The 15,938-nt window shown below is 58.3% G+C and carries 19 protein-coding genes; 14 read left to right on the top strand and 5 right to left on the bottom strand.

The features are described from left to right. Positions 1 to 113: 113 nt before the first annotated feature. Positions 114 to 1,439, bottom strand: a complete 1,326-nt coding sequence (locus AC1ROI_RS05275) for a sigma-54 interaction domain-containing protein (protein ID WP_102594897.1) — start codon at positions 1,437 to 1,439, stop codon at positions 114 to 116. 237 nt (positions 1,440 to 1,676) lie between these two features. On the opposite strand from AC1ROI_RS05275, the gene AC1ROI_RS05280 reads away from it, so the two are divergent. The 6 genes from AC1ROI_RS05280 (at position 1,677) to AC1ROI_RS05305 (ending at position 6,302) form a co-directional block, all read left to right on the top strand. After that, complete coding sequence (locus AC1ROI_RS05280; RefSeq protein WP_102594896.1) at positions 1,677 to 2,555, top strand: MBL fold metallo-hydrolase; 879 nt, start codon at positions 1,677 to 1,679, stop codon at positions 2,553 to 2,555. Positions 2,556 to 2,607: 52 nt separating this feature from the next. Continuing rightward, positions 2,608 to 4,278, top strand: coding sequence for a bifunctional protein tyrosine phosphatase family protein/NAD(P)/FAD-dependent oxidoreductase (locus AC1ROI_RS05285; RefSeq protein WP_102594895.1), 1,671 nt, complete (start codon positions 2,608 to 2,610; stop codon positions 4,276 to 4,278). Between the two features lie 28 nt (positions 4,279 to 4,306). Further along, positions 4,307 to 5,107, top strand: a complete 801-nt coding sequence (locus AC1ROI_RS05290) for a sulfite exporter TauE/SafE family protein (protein ID WP_102594894.1) — start codon at positions 4,307 to 4,309, stop codon at positions 5,105 to 5,107. A gap of 112 nt (positions 5,108 to 5,219) precedes the next feature. Then, positions 5,220 to 5,660, top strand: coding sequence for a YeeE/YedE family protein (locus AC1ROI_RS05295; RefSeq protein WP_102594893.1), 441 nt, complete (start codon positions 5,220 to 5,222; stop codon positions 5,658 to 5,660). Further along, positions 5,657 to 6,076 carry a DUF6691 family protein gene (locus AC1ROI_RS05300; protein WP_083377055.1) on the top strand — a complete coding sequence of 140 codons (420 nt, stop codon included), beginning with the start codon at positions 5,657 to 5,659 and terminating at the stop codon, positions 6,074 to 6,076. Before AC1ROI_RS05295 ends, AC1ROI_RS05300 begins: the two co-directional genes overlap by 4 nt. A 13-nt stretch (positions 6,077 to 6,089) precedes the next feature. Then, positions 6,090 to 6,302, top strand: coding sequence for a YgaP family membrane protein (locus AC1ROI_RS05305; RefSeq protein ID WP_010459248.1), 213 nt, complete (start codon positions 6,090 to 6,092; stop codon positions 6,300 to 6,302). Between the two features lie 34 nt (positions 6,303 to 6,336). Here the strand turns inward: AC1ROI_RS05305 and AC1ROI_RS05310 are convergent, their stop codons facing one another. Then, positions 6,337 to 7,005 carry an FMN-dependent NADH-azoreductase gene (locus AC1ROI_RS05310; RefSeq protein ID WP_102594892.1) on the bottom strand — a complete coding sequence of 223 codons (669 nt, stop codon included), beginning with the start codon at positions 7,003 to 7,005 and terminating at the stop codon, positions 6,337 to 6,339. Between the two features lie 103 nt (positions 7,006 to 7,108). On the opposite strand from AC1ROI_RS05310, the gene AC1ROI_RS05315 reads away from it, so the two are divergent. After that, entirely contained in the window at positions 7,109 to 7,963 is an 855-nt protein-coding gene (locus AC1ROI_RS05315) for a LysR substrate-binding domain-containing protein (protein WP_102594891.1), read from the top strand. A 147-nt stretch (positions 7,964 to 8,110) separates the two neighbouring features. Continuing rightward, the gene (locus AC1ROI_RS05320; RefSeq protein ID WP_010459253.1) at positions 8,111 to 8,440 is read left to right on the top strand and encodes a DHCW motif cupin fold protein; all 330 of its coding nucleotides are present in this window, start codon (positions 8,111 to 8,113) and stop codon (positions 8,438 to 8,440) included. A gap of 176 nt (positions 8,441 to 8,616) precedes the next feature. Here AC1ROI_RS05320 and AC1ROI_RS05325 read toward each other — a convergent pair whose 3' ends face one another. Both AC1ROI_RS05325 and AC1ROI_RS05330 read right to left on the bottom strand, forming a co-directional pair. Continuing rightward, entirely contained in the window at positions 8,617 to 9,057 is a 441-nt protein-coding gene (locus tag AC1ROI_RS05325) for a phage infection protein (RefSeq protein WP_145309481.1), read from the bottom strand. Positions 9,058 to 9,116: 59 nt separating this feature from the next. Next, positions 9,117 to 9,296: a hypothetical protein gene (locus tag AC1ROI_RS05330; RefSeq protein ID WP_102595538.1), complete on the bottom strand. Its 180-nt coding sequence runs from the start codon at positions 9,294 to 9,296 to the stop codon at positions 9,117 to 9,119. Between the two features lie 253 nt (positions 9,297 to 9,549). Between AC1ROI_RS05330 and AC1ROI_RS05335 the strand changes: the two genes are divergently transcribed. Beyond that, complete coding sequence (locus tag AC1ROI_RS05335) at positions 9,550 to 10,443, top strand: transporter substrate-binding domain-containing protein (protein WP_102595539.1); 894 nt, start codon at positions 9,550 to 9,552, stop codon at positions 10,441 to 10,443. 23 nt (positions 10,444 to 10,466) lie between these two features. On the opposite strand, the gene AC1ROI_RS05340 is transcribed toward AC1ROI_RS05335, so the two are convergent. Beyond that, complete coding sequence (locus AC1ROI_RS05340) at positions 10,467 to 11,384, bottom strand: LysR family transcriptional regulator (protein ID WP_083377050.1); 918 nt, start codon at positions 11,382 to 11,384, stop codon at positions 10,467 to 10,469. A gap of 125 nt (positions 11,385 to 11,509) precedes the next feature. Here AC1ROI_RS05340 and AC1ROI_RS05345 point away from each other — a divergent pair, with 125 nt between their 5' ends. The 5 genes from AC1ROI_RS05345 to AC1ROI_RS05365 all read left to right on the top strand — a co-directional run bounded on the left by AC1ROI_RS05345 (position 11,510) and on the right by AC1ROI_RS05365 (position 15,830). After that, positions 11,510 to 12,268 (top strand): 5-oxoprolinase subunit PxpA, encoded by a 759-nt coding sequence (locus AC1ROI_RS05345; protein ID WP_010459262.1) that lies wholly within the window; start codon positions 11,510 to 11,512, stop codon positions 12,266 to 12,268. Positions 12,269 to 12,360: 92 nt separating this feature from the next. Beyond that, positions 12,361 to 12,606 carry an acetyl-CoA carboxylase gene (locus AC1ROI_RS05350; RefSeq protein ID WP_077749837.1) on the top strand — a complete coding sequence of 82 codons (246 nt, stop codon included), beginning with the start codon at positions 12,361 to 12,363 and terminating at the stop codon, positions 12,604 to 12,606. 10 nt (positions 12,607 to 12,616) lie between these two features. Beyond that, positions 12,617 to 13,990 (top strand): acetyl-CoA carboxylase biotin carboxylase subunit, encoded by a 1,374-nt coding sequence (locus AC1ROI_RS05355; protein ID WP_083377048.1) that lies wholly within the window; start codon positions 12,617 to 12,619, stop codon positions 13,988 to 13,990. Then, positions 13,987 to 14,859: a 5-oxoprolinase subunit B family protein gene (locus AC1ROI_RS05360; RefSeq protein ID WP_102595540.1), complete on the top strand. Its 873-nt coding sequence runs from the start codon at positions 13,987 to 13,989 to the stop codon at positions 14,857 to 14,859. The genes AC1ROI_RS05355 and AC1ROI_RS05360 overlap by 4 nt, the downstream gene beginning before the upstream one ends. Further along, entirely contained in the window at positions 14,856 to 15,830 is a 975-nt protein-coding gene (locus AC1ROI_RS05365) for a 5-oxoprolinase subunit C family protein (RefSeq protein WP_083377046.1), read from the top strand. Before AC1ROI_RS05360 ends, AC1ROI_RS05365 begins: the two co-directional genes overlap by 4 nt. Positions 15,831 to 15,938 lie beyond the last annotated feature (108 nt).

Here is a 15,938-nt window from a genome sequence, read left to right on the forward strand (position 1 = left end):
ACAGTTGCTTAGATGATAATCCAGCGATGCGTGAAATGTGTTGGCAGGTCAGTGCGCTGCCAATCTGCCAGGGTTGGCAGTCATTGGCAGTCTTACGGCGCGAGCACTCACTACTAGGCCAAACCTTGTTCTTTCAATCGTCTGTACAAAGTGCGTTCGCTAATTCCAAGGTGCTTGGCCAGTTCAGCGCGGGTACCTTTGAAAGTAGCCAGTTCCTGTACCAACGAGCTGCCATCGAAAGCAGTTGAAGTAGAGGCCTGAGCAGATGCCACCACGGATACCTGAGGCAAATGTATGGAGCGAATCACACCATCGTCAGCAAACAGACTGGCTCTTTCCAGAACATTGCGTAACTCACGGATATTGCCGGGCCAGGAAAACCGCTGCAATTGTGTCAGCGCATCAGCGTCTATTGTCAGTCGGCGCTTGCCTGAACCGGCGCGTTGCAGAAATGAATTCACCAGCAACCCAATGTCTTCAATTCGATCGCGCAAGGGAGGTAACTGAATGGGAAAGGCGCTGATGCGGTAGTACAGGTCCTGCCTGAACTCACCTTTCTCCATCATTTTTTCCAGTGGTTTGTGGGTCGCCGCTATTAATCTGAAGTTAGCGTGAAGGGTCTCGACACCCCCGACACGGCGATAGGTGCCCGATTCGATCAGGCGCAACAGTTTCACCTGCATCGCCAGCGGAACATCGCCAATCTCATCGAGAAACAACGTGCCGCCCTGGGCCGTTTCAACCAGGCCAGGCTTACGCATGGTGGCACCGGTGAATGCTCCTTTTTCATGGCCGAACAACTCGCTCTCAAATAACGTTTCAGTCAAGCCAGAGCAATCAACGACGACAAAGGGTCCAGTGGCCCGCTCGCTGGTTTCATGTACGGCGCGGGCGAACAGTTCTTTGCCCGTACCGGACTCACCGAGCAGCAGCACCGGCAGCATTGAGGGTGCCACCCGCTGCAGCTCCGAAAGGGCCCGGTTAAAGGCGGGTGAACGGCCGACCAACCCTTCGTTGCTGGGCCGCGCTGATGCGCTGCGAACCAGTGTCAGACGCTCCACATAGGCAGTAATAATACCGTGCTCATCTAGAATCGGGCGTAATTCGACGTCGACATGCTCTGGACCGCGAGGCGTGTGGTGAATGTGCAAAACGCGATCCGGTCCGCGCATTTCCTGCGCCTTTTTCATCGGACAGTTCTCACCCGCCTGATCACAGGGGACATCGTAATGGTGTGAGATTTGATAACACTTATGGCCGATAAAGGGCTTGTCAGCACTGCCAAACTGTCGCTGATAGGCCGTGTTGGCAGCCAGAATGTTGTAGTCCGGATCGAGCACGATCATCGGCTGGGGTTCGTACTCAAGAAACGAAACAAGTGACTGCACTTGATCCGAGTGCGGGAGTGAGTGGGGTGGGGCGGGCAGGATAATCTTCATCGTGGCTCCTGAGAATCCATCCATCCTGTTGTGGCACTGCCACCTCTGTCAACAAGCACTGCCAATGGCAGTAAATCCAAGTGAATCTAGAAAAACTCAAACCATACTGAAAAAAATAAAACTAATAAAATCAAATAGTTAGGAGCATATATTTGTGCGGGTAGGGCTTGGCAGACTTATTGCTATATCTGCCTCAGTGTGAGCGGCTTGGTAAAAGCCCCCTAAGGAGACAGGCCAATGAGTGTAAAACTTCACGTCGAAGGATTCTTCGATTCTGCTACCAATACCGTCAGCTATCTTGTTCTGGATGAGGCGACCCACCACTGCGCTTTGATCGACAGCGTACTTGATTACGACCCTAAGTCCGGCCACACCAGCACAACGTCTGCCGACAAGTTGATTGCGAGGGTGAAGGAACTCAATGCGAGGGTCGACTGGATTCTTGAGACTCACGTCCACGCAGACCACCTGACGGCCGCGCCCTACCTGAAGGAAAAGCTCGGTGGGAAAATAGGGATCGGCAGTCAGATTTCTACGGTGCAGGAGGTGTTCGGCACGCTGTTCAATACAGGTCGCGATATGGCCCGCGATGGAAGCCAGTTCGATCACCTGTTCGTCAATGACGAGCCGTTTGCCATTGGCACGCTGCCATGCCACGCGCTCCATACACCCGGCCATACACCCGCCTGTATGACGTATGTCATCAGCGATGGGATCGAAACGGCTGCATTCGTTGGCGATACCTTGTTTATGCCCGACTACGGTACTGCACGCTGTGACTTTCCCGGCGGCAATGCGCGCACGTTGTTCCAGTCAATCAACAAGGTGCTGAGTCTGCCGGCCAATACCTTGCTGTACATGTGTCACGACTACCAGCCGGGTGGCCGCGAGGTGCAGTTCGTCAGCACCGTTGCAGACCAGCGCGCGCACAACGTTCATGTGCGTAATGGCATCAGCGAAGAGGAGTTTGTGGCGATGCGCACAAAGCGTGATGCATCGTTGGAAATGCCGACACTGATCCTGCCATCGGTTCAGGTCAACATGCGAGCAGGGCACTTGCCCGAGCCTGAAGCGAACGGAACGCGCTACCTGAAAATCCCGCTCAACGTCGCCTGACGTTGCCTTTCCCAGAAAACGCATAAGAAAAATACCCATAACGGAGATCCTTATGGACATTCGCCACCTTGCGCCCGGACTGTCGGTATCAGAACAGATTTTCCCCAACCAATTGGCTGAACTCAAAGAAGCCGGTTTTCGCACCGTCGTGTGTAACCGTCCCGATGGCGAAGGCAGTGATCAGCCCTTGTTTGCCGAAATCAAACGAGCCGCCGAAGCGGCCGGCATCGAGGCGCACTACCTCCCCGCAGAGTCAGGCAAAGTCACTGACGAGCAAGGTATTGCCTTTGGCAAGCTCCTTGAAACACTGCCAAAGCCGGTGTTGGCCTATTGCCGTTCCGGCATGCGCTCGACAACGATGTGGGCACTGTCACAAGCGGGCCAGCAACCCCTGCCACAGATCGTCGAGACCGCCAAAAAAGCCGGGTTCGATATGAAAGGCGTCATTCGCCGGATCGCGAATCAGGGGCGCACGCCGGTCGAAGTGGCCGAGGCGCAGCATACCGTGGTCATTATCGGGGGCGGTGCGGCAGGTATCGCGACCGCTTCCAGTTTGCTGGCACGAGAACCCGGACTCGACGTTGCCATCATCGACCCGGCCGATGTGCACTACTACCAGCCTGGCTGGACACTGGTCGGCTGTGGAGTCTTCGATGCGCCACAAACTGCCCGAACGATGGGCTCGACCATCCCTCGCGGTGTGCATTGGATCAAGTCGGCGGTCGCCGCTTTCGAACCCGAGAGAAATGCCGTCATTCTTGATGGGTGCAGAGTCGTCAAATACGAGCAACTGATCGTGTGCCCTGGTCTCAAGCTCAATTGGCATGCAATCGAAGGTTTGTCGGACACCCTTGGCCGCAACGGCGTGACTTCAAACTACCTGTATCAGCTTGCCCCCTATACGTGGGAACTGGTGCAGCAACTGCGTGGTGGCCGAGCCATTTTCACGCAACCGCCCATGCCGATCAAATGTGCCGGGGCGCCGCAAAAAGCCATGTACTTATCTGCCGATCATTGGAAACGTACCGGTGTATTGGACAAAGTCGAGATCGAGTTTTGCAGCGCCGGCGCGGTGCTGTTCGGAGTTCCCGACTACGTGCCCGCACTGATGGAATACATCAAGGCCTATGGTATCGACCTGAATTTCGGCAACACACTCACCAGCGTGAATGGGCCTGCACGGACTGCAACGTTCAACTGCGTCAAGCCGGATGGCAGCGCCCATCTTGTTACGCGCGACTTCGATCTACTTCATGTGGTGCCACCGCAGATTGCACCCGATTTCATTCGCGTCAGCCCTCTCGCTGACGCGGCGGGCTGGATTGATGTCGACCCAGCCACGCTGCGGCATAAAACCTGGGTCAATATTCACGCGCTGGGAGACGCCACCAACACCAGCAACGCCAAGACCGCGGCAGCAGCACGCAAGCAGGCGCCCGTCGTTGCCCATAATGTGTTGGCCGCAATGGGTAAAGCCAAAGGCAGTGCCCATTACGACGGTTACGGCTCCTGCCCGCTGACGGTTGAACGCGGCAAGATCGTATTGGCTGAGTTCACCTATGGCGGCAAGGTCGCCCCCAGCTTTCCATCCTGGCTGATTGACGGTACCCGGCCATCGAGGCTGGCATGGCTGCTCAAAGAGCGGATTCTTCCACCGCTGTATTGGAAGGGAATGCTCAAGGGCCACGAGTGGATGGCGAAACCTGAGTTGGCTGACGTATGAAATCAGACCTGAAAGCAAGGAGACTGAGATGACCGTCGTCTTACTGCTCGGGCTTACTGTTGGCGTCATTCTGGCGCTGACCGGCGCCGGTGGAGGAATACTGGCTGTTCCGTTACTGGTGTTTGGAGTGGGATTGAGCATGGCCGAGGCAGGGCCAATCGGTTTACTGGCTGTCGGTTTAGCCGCGACCCTGGGTGCCGTAATGGGACTCAAAAACGGCACCGTCCGCTATAAAGCGGCGCTTTTAGTTGCAGGCGCGGGGATCGTCTGTTCTCCACTTGGCCTTTGGCTGGCGCAACGCACGCCTAACCGTCCGTTGACGATCATGTTTGCCTTCGTGCTGATGTACGTTGCGTTCCGGGTCTATCGACGATCGCTCACTCCCTCCACGGAGTCGAAGACCCCCGTCACATCCAAACCGCCGCCTTGTCTATTGGACGTGAACCGGGGAAAGCTTAACTGGACGGGGCCGTGTGCATGGGCACTCACCGTTTCCGGCATTGTCGCGGGCGGGCTTTCCGGCTTGCTCGGCGTGGGCGGTGGCTTTGTGATGGTGCCGGCACTCCAGCGATACACCAATTTGACAGCGCAGTCGGTGCTTGCAACGTCTCTTGCCGTTATTGCGCTGGTTTCCATTTCCGGCGTTGCTGCAAGCTCCGCAGCCGGGCATTTGCAGTGGGCGGTCGCACTTCCGTTTTCCATTGGCGCATTGGTCGGAATGGTGTGCGGACGTCTGATCGCTGCACGGCTGGCGGGTCCACACTTACAAAAAGGCTTCGCCGCAGTTTCCATGGTGGTGGCGGTGGCCTTGCTAGTGAAATCTATTTAGTCATGTGCATACGTCGCCGTGACGCAAAGCAGGTGTTCGATCGCATCGGCAATCCCGCTGCATTGCCAGTCATCCACACCCTCTATCAACCATTTCGTGCCGGAGAATCTTCATGAATGTCGACTGGCTCAACTTCACCCCCTGGTCATCCCTTGTCGGTGGCGCACTGATTGGCTTGGCGGCCAGTCTATTCGTCGTCGCCAACGGGCGTATCGCAGGCATCAGCGGTCTGATCGGCAGTCTTTTACAGCGTGGGAGCGAGGGGGTGAGTGAGAAAGCACTTTTTCTCCTGGGCCTGCTCATCGCACCGATTCTATGGGGCTTGTTCGCCACGCTGCCGCAGATCGAATTCAAAACTGGCTGGTTCGGGCTGATCGTCGCCGGTGTATTGGTGGGCATCGGCACACGATACGGTTCAGGTTGCACCAGTGGCCATGGGGTGTGCGGCATATCGCGCCTTTCGCCGCGATCGATGGTTGCCACTGCGTGCTTCATGTTCAGTGGTTTCGCCACAGTGTTTGTCCTGCGTCATCTTCTGGGAGGTTGGACATGATCAAACTGAGTGCATTCATTGCAGGTCTGCTGTTCGGCTTGGGTCTGCTTCTGGCCGGCATGGCCAACCCGAGCAAAGTGCTCGCTTTCCTGGATCTGACCGGTGCCTGGGACCCTTCCTTGGCGTTGGTCATGGTCGGCGCAATCGGCATAGCCATTGGCCCGCTGACCTGGGCACGCCGGCAATCCAGTTCGCTGCTGGGAAAGCCAATGCAGCTACCGATCAAACGTGAGTTGGACCCGCGCCTGATTGGCGGGAGCCTGTTGTTTGGCATCGGCTGGGGAATAGCAGGCATCTGTCCTGGCCCCGCAGTGGCCATTCTGCTGACAGGACGCTGGCAAATAATCGTATTCATGTTGGCGATGCTGGCCGGCATGTTGTTGTTTACTGCGCTGGAGACCCGGCGCAACCATTGATCGGGAGATCGCCATGAAAGCGAATGTCGGAACCATTGATCGAACCCTGCGCATTGTCGCCGGTCTGCTTCTCATTGGCCTTAGTCTGTCCGGGGTGATCGGCGTATGGGGCTGGATAGGTTTAGTGCCGCTGGCCACTGGTATTTTCCGTTTCTGCCCTGTCTATACGTTGCTCGGCATCAAATCGTGCCAGTCGACCTGTTCGGACAGCAGAGAACGGCCATAAGAGGTTAGGTCTCGCAGGCCGTGCTTCAAAACCCTCAGATACCTGCTGCCATTATTGCGGGGGAGGGGATGAAGCGGTCTGCCAGCCGCCTGGCCTGCTGAGTCGCAGCCTCACGCGCGCGCAGGTCAACGTCTTCCCCCAGGATGGTTTTCTCCACAATCACCGAATGCACATCCGTGACGCCGATAAATCTCAGCCAGGCTTCCACGTAGGGCTTCTGAAAGTCGAAGCGCTCCGCCGGTGTGATCGACTGCGCCGAAAAATCCAGGCCGCGGGCGTACATCACCACGGCGCGTTTGTTGTGCAGCATGCCTTCCAGACCGCGTTCCGGGTCAACGCTGAACAGGATGTCCTTCTGCGAAATCAGGTCGATGAAGTGCTTGAGTTTGTAAGGGATGCTGAAATTCCACAGCGGTACGGACATCACCAGAACATCCGCGCGGTGCAGGTGCGCAGCCAGTTCTTTCAACGTGTTCCAGGCCTCCTGTTGCGCAGTGGTCAACGGCGTGCCACTGAGCCCGGCGTATTTGGCCTCCATCGCCACATCATCAAATTCCGGCAGCGCCATGCTCCAGAGGTCGAGGGTGACGATTTCTGTGTCCGGGGTGTTTGCTTGATAACGCGCAATGAAACTGCGAGCGACTTCGAGGGAAGCCGAGCGCTGTTTGCGTGGAGAGCATTGAATATGCAGAAGGGTTGTCATGGCACACCTTGAATGATGAGGGCGGGGCAGGTGACGCATTGCAACATAGTTGTATTTGAAATATAAATCGTAAATTCCAACTAGATTAATCACGAATAAAACTATGTTCGACACGTTGCTGCTCAAGACATTTGTCACGGTCGTCGATGAAGACGGCTTCAGCCGTGCCGCCCAGAAGCTGCACCTGACTCAGTCGGCGGTCAGTGGCCATGTGCGGCGATTGGAAGAGCAGATTGGTAAGCCGCTGTTGACGCGTACCACCCGTTCCCAGCAACTGACGGCCGATGGCGAGCGCCTGGTCGCTTATGCACGCACGATCCTCGCGCTGAACCGTGATGCCTGGACTGACCTGACACGCACACCGTTTCACGGGCGGTTGCGGATCGGGTTGTCCGAAGATTTTGTCGAGTCTCGATTGCTGCGCACTGTTCAGGATTTCGCGGCGCAGTACCCCGGGATGGAAATCGAGGTGCAGGTGAACATCCCGGGTTCGTTGCTGGCGCTGATGAAGCAAGGGCAACTGGACGTGGTCATCGGTTCGTTGTGCGAAACCAGCGAAGCGGGGTTGCTGCTGTGGCAAGAGCCGCTGGTGTGGGCGTGGTCGGCGCAACCCGTCACCCGGTTACCGACGCCGTTGCCGCTGGCCCTGTTCCCCGCGCCGTGCCCTTATCGCGAAGCCGCGCTGACGAGACTGGCGCAGGCCGGAATCGCCCAACGCACGGCAATGTTGTGCAGCAGCACCGCCGGGTTGCGGGCGGCGGCACTGGCAGGCTTCGCGATAGCGCCCATGCCACTCAGTCAGTTGGGGCAGGGGCTGGCGGCTCTTGGGGCTGAACAAGGATTGCCGGCATTGCCGGATGCGCAATGTCGGCTGTTCGCCTCACCTGAAGCGGATCAGGCGATGGTGGCAGCGGTCACTCAGCTCATTGTGGAGTATTGCTCCACGCGCAGGGCTTGATTGGCATGGGCTAGCGGCATCCATTTGAGTCAGTGATTGCAAGCTTGGATGGGCGCCTGTATCTCCTAAATGCGGGGCATCTGTATCTATCGAGAATCCCACTGGAGCGGTACGGTCCACAGATCCTCTGTCATTGATGAGCCACCCATGGATCTAACGGATGTTCCCTTTGGTACGACCGATTGGTCGACTGTCGAACCTGTCCAGTACGCTGGACAGACGGGCACTGCCTATTGGCGAACCTGCCAGTTTGGTTCGACGCGTGTGCGGATGGTTGAATACAGTCCTGGTTATCTGGCCGATCACTGGTGCTGGAGAGGGCATATCCTGTTGTGCCTGGAAGGCGAGTTGCACACGGAACTGGAGGATGGTCGCCAATTCACGCTTACAGCGGGGATGAGCTATCAGGTGGGCAACAACGCTGAGGGGCATCGATCTTTCAGCACCACAGGCGCGAAGTTGTTTATCGTGGATTGACTCTGTACCAACCACGATCGTCCCATTGCAGAGTCAGGTGCTCATCGAAGGACGTTTGTGGCAGCACTGTGCGCCCGTTCTGCCTGTCCAGAGCTTGACTGAGTAAAAACAGAGCGTAAAAAAGCCCGGCATGTCAGGCCGGGCTTCTTGTTGGATGCCGCAGTAAAGCCATTCATTCAGGCAGCGCGGCTTTCGATCAGGCGGTCAGAACCACCCTCAGCGACGCGGTTTTCGATCAGACGGTCGGAACCACCTTCCGCGACGCGGTTTTCGATCAGACGGTCGGAACCACCTTCCGCGACGCGGTTTTCGATCAGACGGTCTGAACCACCTTCAGCGACGCGGTTTTCGATCAGGCGATCCGAACCACCTTCAGCGACGCGGTTCTCGATCAGACGGTCGGAACCACCTTCGGCGACGCGGTTTTCAATCAGACGGTCGGAACCACCTTCAGCAACGCGGTTTTCGATCAGACGATCCGAACCACCTTCAGCCACGCGGCTTTCAATCAGACGATCCGAGCCGCCTTCAGCGACAACCGGGTGAGCAGAAGAAGCGGCGAAAGCGTTAACTGCAAAAACCGAGAAAGCGATGCTGAGAAGGATTTGGCGTTTCATGATGGTGTGCTCCGGGGTGTAGTTGTTTGGTATGGAGGCGATGTTACGCCCCGGAGTTTTTAAGAGAACTTCATTGAGTTGATGGTGACTATCGATGGCAGCAATGGATGCGCCTCACGCCCGTGCCGTCCGCGCAAGCCACCGGACTTATTGACCGTATTGCTGGGCAAGTCGGGCACCATCGGGCGGGATCTGGGCTGAGGGTTGGAGCGGCTGCGGGGTTGAGGTTGTTTGCTCATGACTCGCCTCCAGACGTGTCGGCATTTCGCGAAGTAATCCCCCGATAAAGCTGCCGCCTGAACATCGCGATGAAATTCGTGCGATCTCGCACATACCTCGGTTTTCTGATCTGGCGCAAAGTATCTACCGTCCCTGGGCGTAGTGTTGGCAATAACGTTTCGTAGACACGCCGGAAATTGGTGCTCACATCCTTTACGTTTTTCAGTGTGTTTTGAGATGTTTTTGCCTTTTTCCTACTTTCAAGGGTGTCCGATGAAAACCTCATATTTCGTAGCAACGACAATCCTCGTCGCAGGCTTGTCCGCCATTGCATCTCCCGCCAACTCGCAGACACTCGAAAAAGTTTCCGACAGTAACAAAATCACCGTGTCTTACCGGGAGGCGTCGGTACCTTTCAGCTACTTGATCAGTCCTGCCGAAGCCGTAGGTTTCTCAGTCGATTTAACCGATGCCATCGTTGATGATGTGCGCAGGAAGCTCAACAAGCCGAACCTGGAAGTGGCTCACATTCCGGTGTCTTCGCAAACCCGCATTCCGTTGCTGGTCAATGGCACATACGATCTGGAGTGCGGATCCACCACCAACAACGCTGCCCGTGGCAAGGATGTGGCTTTTGCAATTAGCCATTTCTACACAGGCACGCGCCTGTTGACCAAGAAGACCTCCGGCATAAAGAACTACGCCGATCTCGCAAAGAAGACTGTCGCCAGTACCGTTGGCAGCACGAACGAGAAGGTCCTTCGCCAATACAGTGCCGACAACAATCTAGACGTACAGGTCGTCTTGGGCAAAGACTATGACGACTCCATGGCGCTGGTTGAAAATGATCGTGCCGTGGCGTTTGCCATGGACGATATCCTGCTGTTTGGCCTCATGGCGAACTCGAAAAATCCTGATTCGCTCGAAGTCGTGGGTGATGCGCTGCAAGTCGAACCCTACGGCTGCATGCTTCGCAAAGATGATCCTGAATTCAAGCAATTGGTCGATGGCACCATAACCCGTCTGATGGAGTCGGGCGAATTCGAAAGGCTATACACCAAGTGGTTTCAATCACCGATTCCTCCAAAAGGAATGAACCTGAACATGCCGATGAGCGAACAGCTCAAAGCCAATCTCAAGGCGCGCAGTGACAAACCAGCGCTGTAAAGCTTGACGAACTTTGCTCGACTTCAGCGTCGCGCAGACAGTTGTTGCGGCGCCAAAAACGCATCGTGGAAGTAATTACGAAACGCCTGCATGGCCGGGCTGAATTCGCGTTCGCGATGCCACGCCAGACCAACGCTCATGGGCGTCACTTTATCGGTGACGGTGAGGGTCTCGATGCGTTTTCCTTCCAGTGACCAAGGGCGGTGTACCAGGTCCGAAAGGATCGCCACGCCGCTGCCATTGGCGACCATGCTGCGCACCGCTTCCACTGAACTGGTGCGCACCCGCACGTTCGGCTGTTGGTGTGCGTGTTCCCAGTAGCGCATGGCGCTTTGTTCGGCTTCGTCGACGGTCAGCAGGATGTAGGGTTCTTTCGCCACGTCGGCGAGGCTGACCGCCGAACGTTCGCACAGTGGATGGTGGCTGGGCAGCCAAAGCCGTCGTTCGGAGTTGAAGAGAATTTCCGAGACGATGTCCGGGTGAGTGAGGTTCGCGGTGAGCACCACGGCCATGTCGAATCGACCTTCCAGCAGGCCTTCTTCGATGGCCGTCCGTTCCTGTTCGTGGACTTCGATGGCCACGTCAGGATGCCAGTGTTCCAGGCGTTGCAGGTGGTGCGGCAGGAAGTAGCCGATCACCGTGTAACTTGCTGCCAGACGCAGCACGCCACTGGCGCGAATGTCCGGCAACGGACTGTTCATCGCATCATCGACACTGCGCAAAATCACATACGCGCGATTCAGAAAGTGCCGCCCGGCATCGGTCAGGCTCATGCCCTGGGCCGAGCGCTGGAACAACAGCGCACCCAGCATACCCTCCAGTTCCTTGATCGCCGTGGTCACCGCCGACTGGGAAATATTCAAATGGATCGCGGCCTGGGAAATTTGCCCGATCTCGGCGGTGGCGACGAAATAGCGGACCTGGCGCAGGGTCAGTGACATGGGCACTCCGGATGACGAGGTATCTGTTTTTCAGAAGATACCCTATCTGTTAATAGATCTTCCCAAGGGGTACGGAGGAATCTAACTTGGCCTGCATGAAGTCACAAGTGTCAGGAGCAAGCGTCATGCAAGCAGTAGATTTCAATTCGGACATGGGCGAAGGCTTCGGCCCATGGACCATCGGCGATGGCGTCGACAACGAACTGATGGGCTTCATCAGTTCAGCCAATATCGCCACCGGTTTTCATGCCGGCGACCCCGGCACCATGCGCCGCACCATCGAGCAGGCCAAGCGCCTGGGCGTGGCCATCGGCGCGCACCCGGGGTTCCGCGACCTGGTTGGATTTGGCCGCCGGCACATCAATGCACCGGCCCAGGAGCTGGTCGACGACATGCTCTACCAGTTGGGCGCCCTGCGTGAACTCGCCCGGGTTCAAGGCGTAGCCCTGCAACACATCAAGCCCCATGGCGCGCTCTACATGCACCTGGCCCGGGACGAACAGGCCGCCCGTCTGCTGGTGGAAAACCTTCAGCGCCTGGAGCCTGAGTTGCTGCTGTATTGCATGCCCGACTCGGTGATCTGGCGGGTCGCCAAGGAGCTTGGCCAACCGGTAATCCGCGAGTTCTACGCCGACCGCGAATACGACCTCACAGGCTCCATCGTCTTTACCCGCAACGTACGAGCCTACGATCCGGCGCAAGTGGCCGCGCGAGTGCTGCGTGCCTGTCAGCAAGGCGTGGTGCGCACGGTCGAGGGTGAAGACCTGGCGATCGAATTCGATTCGATCTGTTTACACAGCGACACCCCTGGCGCCCTGGCGTTGGTCGAAGCCACGCGCAGTGCCCTCGACAGCGCTGGGATCGAGGTTCGTGCACCGCGCTAAATCAGGACGAGACACCTGGCACACAGATGCCAGGGTTTGCACACCGATTCATTTTTGCCTGCCTTTCTACAACTATTCCAAGAGGAACAGACATGGCCGAACACACTGTAATCACCCCGTTGCCCGGGACCTTCTACCGCAAAGCGACTCCTGAATCGGCGAACTTCGTCGAGGTGGGCGCGCAGGTCAGTGCCGACACGGTGATTGGCCTGATCGAGGTCATGAAGCAGTTTTCCGAACTGACCGCCGGAAAGGCCGGTCGCCTCAGCGCATTCCTGGTAGAAGACGGCGATCCGGTGGAACCGGGTCAGGTCGTCGCAACACTCGACGACGAGTGAGGGCGCGATCATGACTCAAGGTATTCGTAAATTATTGATTGCCAACCGTGGCGAGATCGCCGTGCGGATTATCCACGCCGCCAAAGCGTTGGGGATCCCCACCGTTGCGGCATGCAGCGAGGCAGACGTCGATTCCCAGGCCGCGCGCATGGCCGATGAGGTCCACGTCCTCGGCCCGGCCCGTGCGGATAAAAGTTACCTGAACGTCGAAGCGTTGCTCGGTGCCTTGAAAACCACCGGCGCCAATGCAGTACACCCCGGTTATGGTTTTCTCTCGGAGAACGCCGATTTTGCCGAAGCGGTCCTTGCCGCCGGCGCCATTTTCGTCGGCCCGAGCCCGGACACGATCCGGCGCATGGGCGACAAAGCCGAGGCCCGACGCACTGCGCAAGCCGCTGGCGTGCCGGTGGTGCCGGGTTCCCCCGGTGAATTGTTCGACGTCGAATCGGCGCTTAAGGCCGCCGAAGCCGTGGGCTTCCCTCTGTTGATCAAAGCCTCGGCCGGTGGGGGCGGGCGCGGCATTCGCCTGGCGGAAAACGCCCAGCAACTGACAGAAGAGTTTCCCCGCTCACAGCGTGAAGCCCAGGCCGCGTTTGGCAATGGCGCGGTTTACCTGGAGCGGTTTATCAGCAAGGCCCGGCACATTGAAGTGCAGGTCTTGGGCGACGGTCAGCACGCCGTGCATTTGTTTGAGCGGGAATGTTCCCTGCAACGTCGCAGGCAGAAAATCTTTGAAGAAGCGCCGTCACCGGCCCTCAGTCAGCAGCAACGGGAAACCCTCTGCGCCAGCGCCGTGCGCCTGACCGAATCCCTCGGCTACAAGGGCGCCGGGACGCTGGAGTATCTGTATGACGACGCCACCGGCGAGTTTTTCTTTATCGAGATGAATACACGGATTCAGGTTGAGCACCCGGTCAGCGAATTAATCACCGGCATCGATCTGGTCCAGGCCATGTTGCGCATTGCCGGGGGTGAACCGCTGGGCTTCAAGCAGAGTGATATCCAGCTCAACGGCGCCGCCCTGCAAATGCGCCTGAACGCTGAAGACCCGGCGCGGGATTTCTTTCCCAGCCCGGGGCTGGTCGAGGAACTGATCTGGCCGCAGGGTGAGGGCATTCGCGTCGATACTCATCTGTATCAAGGCTACCGTGTGCCGCCGTACTATGACTCGCTGCTGGCCAAGCTGATCGTGCATGGCGCTGATCGCGCCGAAGCCCTGGCCCGTGCGCGGGTTGCGGTAAGGCGAACCACGCTCACTGGCATGGCCAGCACCTTGTCCCTGCACGGCGTACTGCTGGAGCAACCGTGGCTGCACAGCGCCGACTTTCACACCGGCACCCTGGAAACCTGGCTGGCCGAGCGCCGTTTCGGAGGTGAAGTATGAGCACTCCCATCCGCTACAGCTTTGGCGCCGATGAGCACCTGTTCGCCGAAGTCAGCGACAGCATGTCCCTGGACGCGTTCTTCAAGGGCCTGGCCGTCACTCGCGCGGTGGAACGGCTGGCACTGGATGGCGTGCTCGATATCTGCCTGGCCAACGCGTCATTCCAGATCCGTTTTGACCCGGATCGCATCGCCCCTCATACCTTGCTCGAAGCGGTAAAGATCGCCGAAGTCGGGGCCGTCGCCGAACGCACGTTGCAGACGCGGATCATCGAGATTCCGGTGCTGTACAACGACCCCTGGACCCACGAAACCCTGATGCGCTTTCGCGACCGGCATCAGGACCCGAGCGCCACGGACCTGGAATACGCCGCACGTATCAACGGCCTGGCGGACGTCGAGGCGTTTATCGCCGCCCACAGTGGTGCGCCGTGGTTTGTCTCGATGGTCGGCTTCGTCGCCGGGCTGCCGTTCATGTTCCAGATGGTCGAGCGCGAGCGGCAGTTGCAGGTGCCCAAATACCTGCGCCCGCGTACCGACACGCCAAAACTGACCTTGGGTCATGGCGGTTGCTTTGGCTGCATCTACTCGGTGCGCGGTGCCGGTGGATATCAGATGTTTGGCGTCACGCCGGCACCGATCTACGACCCACAGCAGAACCTGGCGTACCTGAAAGAGCACATGGTGTTTTTCCGCCCCGGTGACATCGTGCAGTTCAAACCGATGGACCGTGAGGCGTATGACCACGCGGTGGCCGAAGTGGAAGCCGGTTGCTTCGATCTGCGGATCCGGCCGGTGGAGTTTTCGCTGGATGCGTTTCTGGCCGATCCCGTTGGCTATCCCAAGTCGCTGCAGGAGGTGTTGGCATGATCAAGGTACTCAAACCCGGTCTCGCCACGTCGGTACAGGACCTGGGACGCGAAGGGTATTACCACTTGGGCATTCCGCCCTCCGGCGCGCTTGATCAGTACGCCTTGAGTGCGGCCAATCAACTGGTCGGTAACCCGGCGGGGGCGGCAGCACTGGAATGCACGTTGCTGGGGCCGGAGCTGGAGTTTCAACAAGACGCGCTGGTGGCTGTGTCCGGCGCGCACATGACGCCACGGGTCGACGGCGTGGAAATGCACCACGACACGGCGTTTGCGGTGAAGGCCGGGCAAGTGCTGCGCTTTGACTTTCCCAAAGCTGGCGCCCGCGCTTACGTGGCGGTGGCCGGCGGCATCGATGTGCCGATCGTGCTCGGCAGTCGTTCCACTTATGCGCTGGGTGCGCTCGGTGGTTTTCAGGGGCGCAGGCTGGTGGCGGGTGATGAACTGCCCGTCGGTATCGCCAGCGGAAAGAGCCGCGCCGGGGCCAGTTTGCCCATGGCGTTGCGCCAGTCCTTGGGGGGCGAAATCACTCTGCGGGTGGTGCCGGGTCTTTACTACCACCGCTTGAGCGAATCCGCCGCGCATAGTTTCTTTGCCGAACCCTGGACGGTGGGCTCGGAAGCAGACCGCATCGGCTACCGCTTCAAGGGCGGCAGCGCGCTGAGCTTTGAGCCCCGCGAGCAGCCGTTCGGCGCCGGTTCTGATCCGTCGAACATCGTCGACAGTTGCTACCCCATTGGCTCGATCCAGGTCCCGGCCGGGCTCGAACCGATCGTGTTGCATCGCGACGCCGTGTCCGGCGGAGGCTACGCGATGATCGGCACGGTGATCAGCGCCGACCTCGACTTGATCGGCCAGATGCAACCGAACCAGAAGGCCCGCTTTGTCGCGGTGACCCTCGAAGAGGCGCTGGAAGCGCGACGTTCCTATAAGAAAAAACTCAGCTGCCTGAGCAAGCTGTTCCCTTCCTGATTCTGCCCGCCGCATTGCGCGGGTAATGCCAAACGGTAAGCCAACGCCGCACTTCGGTGCGGTGGCGGCTGCCCGCGCTTCAACCTTTGACTGGTTTTGGAGTTCACG

This window comes from Pseudomonas sp. GW823-FHT02C02, assembly GCF_058797635.1.

Bases quoted from the DNA above. Each gene is read 5' to 3' on its own strand.
- AC1ROI_RS05275 (WP_102594897.1), bottom strand. From the start codon at position 1,439: ATGAAGATTATCCTGCCCGCCCCACCCCACTCACTCCCGCACTCGGAT.
- AC1ROI_RS05280 (WP_102594896.1), top strand. From the start codon at position 1,677: ATGAGTGTAAAACTTCACGTCGAAGGATTCTTCGATTCTGCTACCAAT.
- AC1ROI_RS05285 (WP_102594895.1), top strand. From the start codon at position 2,608: ATGGACATTCGCCACCTTGCGCCCGGACTGTCGGTATCAGAACAGATT.
- AC1ROI_RS05290 (WP_102594894.1), top strand. From the start codon at position 4,307: ATGACCGTCGTCTTACTGCTCGGGCTTACTGTTGGCGTCATTCTGGCG.
- AC1ROI_RS05295 (WP_102594893.1), top strand. From the start codon at position 5,220: ATGAATGTCGACTGGCTCAACTTCACCCCCTGGTCATCCCTTGTCGGT.
- AC1ROI_RS05300 (WP_083377055.1), top strand. From the start codon at position 5,657: ATGATCAAACTGAGTGCATTCATTGCAGGTCTGCTGTTCGGCTTGGGT.
- AC1ROI_RS05305 (WP_010459248.1), top strand. From the start codon at position 6,090: ATGAAAGCGAATGTCGGAACCATTGATCGAACCCTGCGCATTGTCGCC.
- AC1ROI_RS05310 (WP_102594892.1), bottom strand. From the start codon at position 7,005: ATGACAACCCTTCTGCATATTCAATGCTCTCCACGCAAACAGCGCTCG.
- AC1ROI_RS05315 (WP_102594891.1), top strand. From the start codon at position 7,109: ATGTTCGACACGTTGCTGCTCAAGACATTTGTCACGGTCGTCGATGAA.
- AC1ROI_RS05320 (WP_010459253.1), top strand. From the start codon at position 8,111: ATGGATCTAACGGATGTTCCCTTTGGTACGACCGATTGGTCGACTGTC.
- AC1ROI_RS05325 (WP_145309481.1), bottom strand. From the start codon at position 9,057: ATGAAACGCCAAATCCTTCTCAGCATCGCTTTCTCGGTTTTTGCAGTT.
- AC1ROI_RS05330 (WP_102595538.1), bottom strand. From the start codon at position 9,296: ATGAGCAAACAACCTCAACCCCGCAGCCGCTCCAACCCTCAGCCCAGA.
- AC1ROI_RS05335 (WP_102595539.1), top strand. From the start codon at position 9,550: ATGAAAACCTCATATTTCGTAGCAACGACAATCCTCGTCGCAGGCTTG.
- AC1ROI_RS05340 (WP_083377050.1), bottom strand. From the start codon at position 11,384: ATGTCACTGACCCTGCGCCAGGTCCGCTATTTCGTCGCCACCGCCGAG.
- AC1ROI_RS05345 (WP_010459262.1), top strand. From the start codon at position 11,510: ATGCAAGCAGTAGATTTCAATTCGGACATGGGCGAAGGCTTCGGCCCA.
- AC1ROI_RS05350 (WP_077749837.1), top strand. From the start codon at position 12,361: ATGGCCGAACACACTGTAATCACCCCGTTGCCCGGGACCTTCTACCGC.
- AC1ROI_RS05355 (WP_083377048.1), top strand. From the start codon at position 12,617: ATGACTCAAGGTATTCGTAAATTATTGATTGCCAACCGTGGCGAGATC.
- AC1ROI_RS05360 (WP_102595540.1), top strand. From the start codon at position 13,987: ATGAGCACTCCCATCCGCTACAGCTTTGGCGCCGATGAGCACCTGTTC.
- AC1ROI_RS05365 (WP_083377046.1), top strand. From the start codon at position 14,856: ATGATCAAGGTACTCAAACCCGGTCTCGCCACGTCGGTACAGGACCTG.